This window comes from Pseudomonas sp. MF08817 (genome assembly GCF_059862705.1).
The window spans coordinates 1-7,329 of record NZ_JCBCUY010000075.1 but is presented as its reverse complement, the minus strand read 5'-3'; the positions used below and the strand labels follow the sequence as shown (position 1 = coordinate 7,329).

Here is a 7,329-nt window from a genome sequence, read left to right as displayed (position 1 = left end):
GGCTGAAGCCTTGGGCATTGCCGATTTGAATGGTGGCGCGTTCTTCAACGCTGAGTTCGGAATAGGACATAGGGGCAGCACCGTACCGGAAAGGTCAGGTGTTGCACTCAGTTTTTGCCGCCGCCCTTATTAAACTGCAAGAAGCATGTTTTTACAGTTTGCAGTAAATATTCACAAAGTCTTTTTTGGATTTTTCCTACTTGGTTTGGTTTGTTCGGCCTACCTGCTCAGGTGAATCGGGCGACATATATATAAAAAAAGGCCGCGGATACTCCTCTGGCGTCGGACGGAGCCGACTTTTGATGTAAGTAGTTGGAAACTCCAGACTTTCGGCGCTTCTAAAAAACCCTTCTTGATAACAGCGGTTGTTGCTTTTTCAGCGACGGCTCGAGGCCCTCTGAATGACATGACAGTCTGGGGGTTAATTATTAAGTGGGGTTGTAAGTCGCACTGACTATATCGCTGGGTTAATACGTCCTGCGCACAGTCGTGACAGGAATAGTTCAAGATATTTATTAGGTGAAAATCTGTATGAAAAGTAAGTTCAAAACTGCACTGCTGTCCGTTGGGCTGCTGATGGGTTCGGTTACCGCTGCGCAAGCGGCGGACGGCACCGTTACGTTTTTGGGGTCGGTGCATTCGGGGGCTTGTTCCATCAAGCCGGAATCTGTCGATCAGAGCGTTCACTTGGGGTCGATTGCAAAGCATCAACTGATGGCGGGAGGGAAGTCCACCCCCAGAAGTGTGTTCATAGAACTTGAAGGTTGCGATTTGACCGGCCTCACCGACAAGACGGTGACGACGACCTTCACGGGTGCGCCCTCCGCAGCAGTGCCGGGTGCGCTGGGTACGGTCGGCGGCGCGGGCGGCGTGGGCATCATGATGACCCACGGCGATAAGCTCGTTGAACTGGGTGTTCCAACGACCCCGCAACTTATTACTGCCGGTAACAACACGCTGGAATTCGGTGCGTACGTACAAGGTGCCGCCACGGCGCCGATCATTCCGGGTGATTTCAGTGCGGTAGCCAACTTTACCTTGGCTTATCAGTAAGGCTTCGCCCCTGCCACTTTCGGGTGGCAGGGGACACTGGTGGGAGATCCCGGTGAATACATTCATGCATCTCGCTGCTGCCTCTTCTTTAACGGTGTTCATTGCCCCTTGGGTTTTCGCTCAGGCGACTACTCAGGGCGATGGGACAGTGCTGTTGGGCGGGCAAGTGGTTGACTCCGCCTGCGGGCTGGAAGTGACAACGGTCGATCAAACGATTGAGATGGCTCCCGAGCCCATTGGCCGGCTGTTGCGGTACGGGCAGGGCAATACGCAGCCCTTTGAGTTGCGTCTGGTTAATTGTTCATTGACACGCCCTGATCCATCTCGCCCAGGCCAAAACCTGCCTGACTGGCAGCACCTGCGCGTGACCTTTGACGGTCCCCGAGACAGAGGCGGGCGTTCCTTTGCGGTCTCTGGTGACTCGCAAGGGGTCGCTCTTCATATTGAAGATGTGAATGGCCAAGAGAGTGTTCCGGGTGTGCCAATGGCGCTGCAACCATTGGCTGAAGGTGACATGACACTTCACTACACGCTTCGCTTGGTCGGCAATGGGTTGTCGATGTTGGCCGGGGCTCATACAGCGGCAGTGAAGTTCAAGTTGGAATACTTTTGAACAGTAATGGGTTGTTTGCATGTTGAATACGTCGACGCTCAAAAATACGCTCCGCCCAAGTATATTTGGCGGGCTGATGTCGCTGGCCGGAACCGCATTAGGTGCCGCGGATATCGAGTTCAATACCGACGTTCTGGATCTGAGTGATCGCACGAATATTGATTTGTCTCAGTTTGCCCGTAGTGGGTTTGTTATGCCTGGCACTTATTCGATGATGGTGCAGGTTAATGCCCAGGCTATTGCCGAGCAATCAGTCGCGTTTTATCCCCCTGACAATGACCCCAAGGGCAGTCAGGCTTGTTTAACTGAAGATCTGGTGGAACTACTGGGCCTCAAAGCCTCAGAAGTTGCTGCACTCGTCGGCTGGAAAGGTGGGCAGTGCCTGGATATCAAAGGCTTGGCCGGCGTTGAAGTCAGTGCAGATTTGGCCACCTCGACACTGAACATCAACATCCCCCAGGCCTATCTGGAATACAGCGCCATCAACTGGGACCCGCCTTCTCGCTGGGATGAAGGGGTGCCCGGGCTGCTGCTTGACTACAACATGACGGCGCAGTCCAACTATCAAAAGAAAGACGGCACCCGCAATAGCCTCAGTGGTAACGGAACACTGGGAGCCAATGCCGGGGCATGGCGTTTGAGGGCCGATTGGCAGGGGCGAGTAGACAACCGAAGTGAGGCGTTGCCGGTCGGTCAGAAACTGGAATGGAGCCGTTATTACGCGTATCGCGCCGTTCCGTCATTGAAGGCGCGGCTGGTGGTGGGCGAGGACTACTTGTATTCGGACCTGTTTGACAGCTTTCGTTTTACCGGGGCTGCACTCAAGTCGGATGAAAGCCAACTGCCGCCCAATTTGCGTGGTTACGCACCGCAAGTGGTAGGCGTCGCCAAGACTAATGCCAAAGTCATCATCAGCCAGCAAGGGCGTGTGCTGTATGAAACGCTTGTTGCGGCAGGGCCTTTTCGCATCCAGGACCTTAGCGATGCGGTGTCCGGCACGCTGGATGTGCGGGTGGAAGAGCAAGACGGAACCGTGCAGAGATTCCAGATGGATACGGCAGGCGTTCCCTACCTGACCCGACCAGGGCAGATTCGGTACAAGCTCGCCACCGGCAGACCGTCCAATCTCCAGCACGGTGGTGACGGCGACTTTTTCGGTACCGGCGAATTCTCCTGGGGGATCAGCAATGGCTGGTCGCTTTTGGGCGGTGGTATAGCTGATAGCAACTACCGTGCGCTGACTCTCGGTGTGGGCCGTGACCTGATGGCATTCGGGGCTGTATCGCTGGATGTGACGCAGTCCCATGCCGATGTTTGGAATGAGTCGTTGTCGGGCAAGTCCTACCGTCTTCAATACTCCAAGAACTTTGAACGATACGACAGCCAAGTAACGTTCGCCGGTTATCGGTTTTCCGATAAGAACTTCCTGAGCATGGGGGAATATCTGGACGCCCGCCATTACGGGTTGAATGGTGAACTTGCCGGGCGGCACGACGAAATGAATGACCGTGGTAGTAGCTGGAGGCCGATTGGCGATAGCAAGGCCCTTTATACGGTAACGATGAGCAAGCAATTCCGTGACCTGGGAGCCACTGTCTACGCCAGTTATAACAAACGAACTTATTGGGGACAGCCGGATAGTTCGCGCTGGAATCTATCGTTATCCCGCTACTTCAATGTGGGGTCCGTCAAAAACATGAGCTTGTCCCTGAACATGTATCGCAGCCAGGATTACAACTATAAGGACAACGGTATGGCGCTGACCGTCAGCCTGCCATTGGGGCGCACCGGCACACTGTCGCTGGATGCAAATAGAGCGGCAGGCCAAAACACGTTTTCAACACGCTACAGCGACCGCATCGATGAACGTAACAGCTATCAACTGAGCGCCAGCAACAACGCTGCCAGCGGCTATCTGAATCATGTCGGTGATTGGGCCGATATTGATCTGAGCGCCAGCACCCAACAAGGCGATAGCCGCACCCTCGGTGCCTCAATTCGCGGTGGTGGCACGCTGACGGCTCATGGTGGCGCCCTGCATCGTACCAACAGCCAGGGTGGCACCCGCCTGATGATCGATACCGGCGGTGTACCCGATGTACCTATGCGGGGTTACGGCGCACCGACGCGCACCAACGCCTTTGGCAAAGCGGTCATTTCCGACATCGGTAGCTATCAGCGTACGGCGGCCAGTGTCGATTTGGAGAGCCTGCCTAGCAATGTCGAAGCCACACAATCGGTGACGCAACTGACGCTCACTGAAGGGGCAATCGGTTATCGCGCAATTGACGTGATTTCGGGTGAGAAGGCCATGGCGGTGCTGCGCCTGCCTGATGGTAGTTCGCCACCCTTTGGCGCGACGGTGAAAAACATGAAGCAGCAGGACACCGGGATCGTGAATGACGACGGCAACGTCTACCTGAGCGGCATTCATGCCGGCCAGCAGATGGTCGTCAGTTGGGGCGGCGTCAAGCGTTGCACATTAACGCTTCCTGTCGTTTTGCCGGCCGATAGCTTGACCGATGTTCTGCAACTGCGATGCCAAATGGTAATCGCCGATCAATCCTTACCCAAGCCAGACGCGCTGAGCGGCAAGCGCAACGATACGGAGAACACAGCCTCATGATGTTTCATTCGCACCCCGCACCCTGGGTCTTTGCACTGTTGGTTTCAGGCTTGAGCCATAGCGCTTGGGCTGCTGTCGGTCTGGACCGTACCCGTGTGATTTTCGATGGAAGCAAAGACGCCACCAGCGTGAGCATCACTAACAACAATACCCAGCTTCCGTATTTGGCCCAGGGTTGGATCGAGGATGAAGCCGGCGAAAAAATCACCTCGCCCCTGATCGTACTGCCGCCCGTTCAGCGATTGGAGCCAGGCAAACAGAGCCAGGTGAAAGTGCAGGCATTACCCGCTGCCAAGTCGCTGCCACAAGACCGGGAGACTATCTATTACTTCAATTTGAGGGAGATTCCGCCGCGCAGCGACAAGGCCAACACCCTGCAAATCGCGCTGCAAACCCGGATCAAGTTGTTTTACCGTCCGCAGGCGATCGCACCCAGCCAGCAAGACCTTGCCAATCCCTGGCAGGAAAAGCTGACCCTTACCCGCGAAGGCCAACATTACCGGGTGCACAACCCAACGCCTTACTACGTGACCCTAGTGGATGCGCGCAGCAGTAAGGAGGGTAAAACCCTGGCGCAGTTCGAGCTGCTGATGGTCCCGCCCAAAGGCTCACAGACCTTGGGCCCAACGGCCAAAGCACTTGGTACGACGCCGTATTTGTCCTATGTGAATGATTACGGCGGCCGTCCGCTACTGGCGTTCACGTGCAGTGGCGGGACGTGCAAGGTGAATTCGCAAGCATCAGCGCCTGGTCAGTAGTACCTGCTGCAGGAGAACGTCATGAAGTTGCATACAGTGAAGGTTTTGGGCTGCCTATGGGTGGCCTTGGTGGGGCAGGTATACGCCGCGGATGAAGAGGATGTCGAAGGCGCAGTCGGGATGCTCAATGTGAAGGGCTCCATGTATGAAACCCCTTGCAGTGTGGAGATGGCCTCCCAGTATCAAACGGTCGACCTGGGCGCCATATCTGCCGGTCGGTTGCAACGGGCGGGCGATCAGGCCGACTCCGTGGCTTTTCAACTGCGCTTCGATGATTGTCAGCGAACCGCGGGCCGTATCGTTAACGAGCGTACGGGAAACCTGGTCTGGAGCGCCCATCAACCGGTGCTCTCGGTGACGTTTGTCGCGCCTGCCGATGCCGATGACCCGCGATTGGTCAAGGTGCAGGGTGTAACTGGAATGGGACTGCGTTTGACCGACGCTCTGGGGCGCGATGTGCCGTTGGGCGCCAGAGGGGAGCCTCTGTTCATACCCACCGGCGACAGCATGCAAACCTGGAATGTCCAGCCCACGCGAACCTCTGCGCCACTGACCAGCGGGGCATTTCGGGCTGTGGTGGATTTCAGGCTCAATTATGAGTGAGGGCAGAACAATGACCAGGTTAACCGGCTCGCGGGCCATGTTTATCGGCGCGGGCCTACTGTGGGTTGTCAGTTCGGGTGCGCAAGCCGATGCCAACCTGAACATCCGCGCAGTCATCATTGCACCTCCGCCCTGTGTCATTAACAGTGGCGGCACGCTGAACATACCGTTTGGCAACGACCTGCTGACGTCACGGATCGACGGCGTCAATTACCGTCGAAACGTGCCTTATACGGTCACGTGCGACTCCCCCTTCAGCAACGCGATGACGCTGGAACTCAAAGGCACGGGAGCTTCGTTTGATAGCAAGGTGCTCCTGACCCGCAATACGGATCTTGGCGTAAAGCTGTTCGTCAACGGTGCCGATTGGCCGCTCAATACGGCGGTGAAATTTACCCATCCCAACTTTCCGGTGGTGCAAGCAGTGCCGGTTAAACGTGCAGGCAGCCAGTTGAGGGGCGGAACTTTCGATGCGGCTGCCACCCTCGTGGTCGAGTACCAATGAAGAGCACTGATAAAGAGGAACGATCCATGACAAGTTGGCCGCAGCGAGCATTACTCGCCTTGTGTTCAATCGGCCTTTGCAGTGGTGCGTCGGCCAACCTGACATTCAGCGGAACACTGAACGCGCCTCCGCCGTGCACGATTGACTCGGGCAGCACGATTGAAGTCGATTTTGGCGATGTCGGGATCAAGCGTGTCGACGGGGTGCAATACCGCAGGGGCGTGGGTTACACCATCCAATGTGGCACCGACACACTGCCGTGGTTACTCAAGTTGAGTGTCAACGGCACGGCAACCACGTTTGACCCATCGGCGGTGCAGAGCAGCGTGCCTGAATTGGGCATTCGACTGTTTCAGAACAACGTGCCGTTCTCACTCAACACGCCACTGAATATCACCCTGTCGTCACCGCCCACATTGGAAGTTGTACCCGTCAAACGGCCCGGTTCGGTTCTGACGCCAGCACCGTTCACGGCGGTGGCCACGTTGTTGGCCGAATACCAATAGGAGCCGAGATTTATGGGACGTGAAAACATTCATTGGGGCCGTGGCCTGTTGGCGTTGCTGCTCACCGCAGGCTTGGCCCCCATGGTGCATGCAGTGGACAACCTGCGGCTCAAAGGAAATCTGGTTGCCCAGGCCTGCACGATCCGCCCGGGCGATGAAGCCATCACCCTGCAGCTTTGGGACCTCACCAGCAAGCACCTTTACATCAACACGCGTTCGGAGGGTAAAGGGTTCAAGCTGCACCTGGAGGATTGCGATACCACCATTGGCGATACGGTCACTGTCATGTTCGGTGGGGTCGAAAACCGCGAGTTGCCTGGCTTGTTCGCGCTCGATGGTGGCAGTGGCGCCTCAGGTATCGGGCTGGGGCTGGAAACGCTGAGTAACAAGCCACTGCCCATCAACAGCGTCAGCGACAAACAGGTTTTGACCAACGGTAACAACGTGATCGAGCTCAAAGCCTATGTGCAGGGTGAGCCGCAGGCGATTAGGGACGAGACCATCGGGCCTGGCGCTTACAGGGTGACTTCCACGTTTACGCTGGGCGGTTGCAGGAGCTGAGTGCAACACGGTTATTGAATTGAAGCCGGAGCATCATGCCGCATAGCCATGGCTGCTTGCATCACCTCGCCTATGACCTCGATAGGACATTTGAAGTCGAAACG

At 56.4% G+C, this 7,329-nt stretch carries 8 protein-coding genes; all 8 read left to right on the top strand.

Annotation, left to right across the window (positions count from 1 at the left end; genetic code table 11):
* Window positions 1-531: 531 nt before the first annotated feature.
* The 8 genes from AC19YR_RS24425 to AC19YR_RS24390 are packed head-to-tail and all read left to right on the top strand — an operon-like array spanning window position 532 to window position 7,225.
* A complete protein-coding gene (locus AC19YR_RS24425; protein WP_095109982.1) occupies window positions 532-1,053 on the top strand; it encodes a fimbrial protein in 522 nt (173 codons plus the stop codon).
* A 52-nt stretch (window positions 1,054-1,105) separates the two neighbouring features.
* Window positions 1,106-1,666 carry a fimbrial protein gene (locus AC19YR_RS24420; RefSeq protein ID WP_095109981.1) on the top strand — a complete coding sequence of 187 codons (561 nt, stop codon included), beginning with the start codon at window positions 1,106-1,108 and terminating at the stop codon, window positions 1,664-1,666.
* A gap of 19 nt (window positions 1,667-1,685) precedes the next feature.
* A complete protein-coding gene (locus AC19YR_RS24415) occupies window positions 1,686-4,292 on the top strand; it encodes an outer membrane usher protein (RefSeq protein WP_095109980.1) in 2,607 nt (868 codons plus the stop codon).
* A complete protein-coding gene (locus AC19YR_RS24410) occupies window positions 4,289-5,050 on the top strand; it encodes a fimbria/pilus periplasmic chaperone (RefSeq protein WP_500600414.1) in 762 nt (253 codons plus the stop codon). Before AC19YR_RS24415 ends, AC19YR_RS24410 begins: the two co-directional genes overlap by 4 nt.
* A 21-nt stretch (window positions 5,051-5,071) precedes the next feature.
* Window positions 5,072-5,653 (top strand): fimbrial protein, encoded by a 582-nt coding sequence (locus tag AC19YR_RS24405; protein ID WP_095109978.1) that lies wholly within the window; start codon window positions 5,072-5,074, stop codon window positions 5,651-5,653.
* Window positions 5,654-5,663: 10 nt separating this feature from the next.
* The gene (locus AC19YR_RS24400) at window positions 5,664-6,158 is read left to right on the top strand and encodes a fimbrial protein (RefSeq protein ID WP_095110081.1); all 495 of its coding nucleotides are present in this window, start codon (window positions 5,664-5,666) and stop codon (window positions 6,156-6,158) included.
* 26 nt (window positions 6,159-6,184) lie between these two features.
* Window positions 6,185-6,664, top strand: a complete 480-nt coding sequence (locus AC19YR_RS24395; protein WP_095109977.1) for a fimbrial protein — start codon at window positions 6,185-6,187, stop codon at window positions 6,662-6,664.
* 12 nt (window positions 6,665-6,676) lie between these two features.
* Entirely contained in the window at window positions 6,677-7,225 is a 549-nt protein-coding gene (locus AC19YR_RS24390) for a fimbrial protein (RefSeq protein ID WP_500600413.1), read from the top strand.
* Window positions 7,226-7,329 lie beyond the last annotated feature (104 nt).

Coding starts and splice junctions, on each gene's coding strand:
- AC19YR_RS24405 (WP_095109978.1), top strand. CDS start 5,072: ATGAAGTTGCATACAGTGAAGGTTTTGGGCTGCCTATGGGTGGCCTTG.
- AC19YR_RS24400 (WP_095110081.1), top strand. CDS start 5,664: ATGACCAGGTTAACCGGCTCGCGGGCCATGTTTATCGGCGCGGGCCTA.
- AC19YR_RS24390 (WP_500600413.1), top strand. CDS start 6,677: ATGGGACGTGAAAACATTCATTGGGGCCGTGGCCTGTTGGCGTTGCTG.
- AC19YR_RS24415 (WP_095109980.1), top strand. CDS start 1,686: ATGTTGAATACGTCGACGCTCAAAAATACGCTCCGCCCAAGTATATTT.
- AC19YR_RS24395 (WP_095109977.1), top strand. CDS start 6,185: ATGACAAGTTGGCCGCAGCGAGCATTACTCGCCTTGTGTTCAATCGGC.
- AC19YR_RS24410 (WP_500600414.1), top strand. CDS start 4,289: ATGATGTTTCATTCGCACCCCGCACCCTGGGTCTTTGCACTGTTGGTT.
- AC19YR_RS24425 (WP_095109982.1), top strand. CDS start 532: ATGAAAAGTAAGTTCAAAACTGCACTGCTGTCCGTTGGGCTGCTGATG.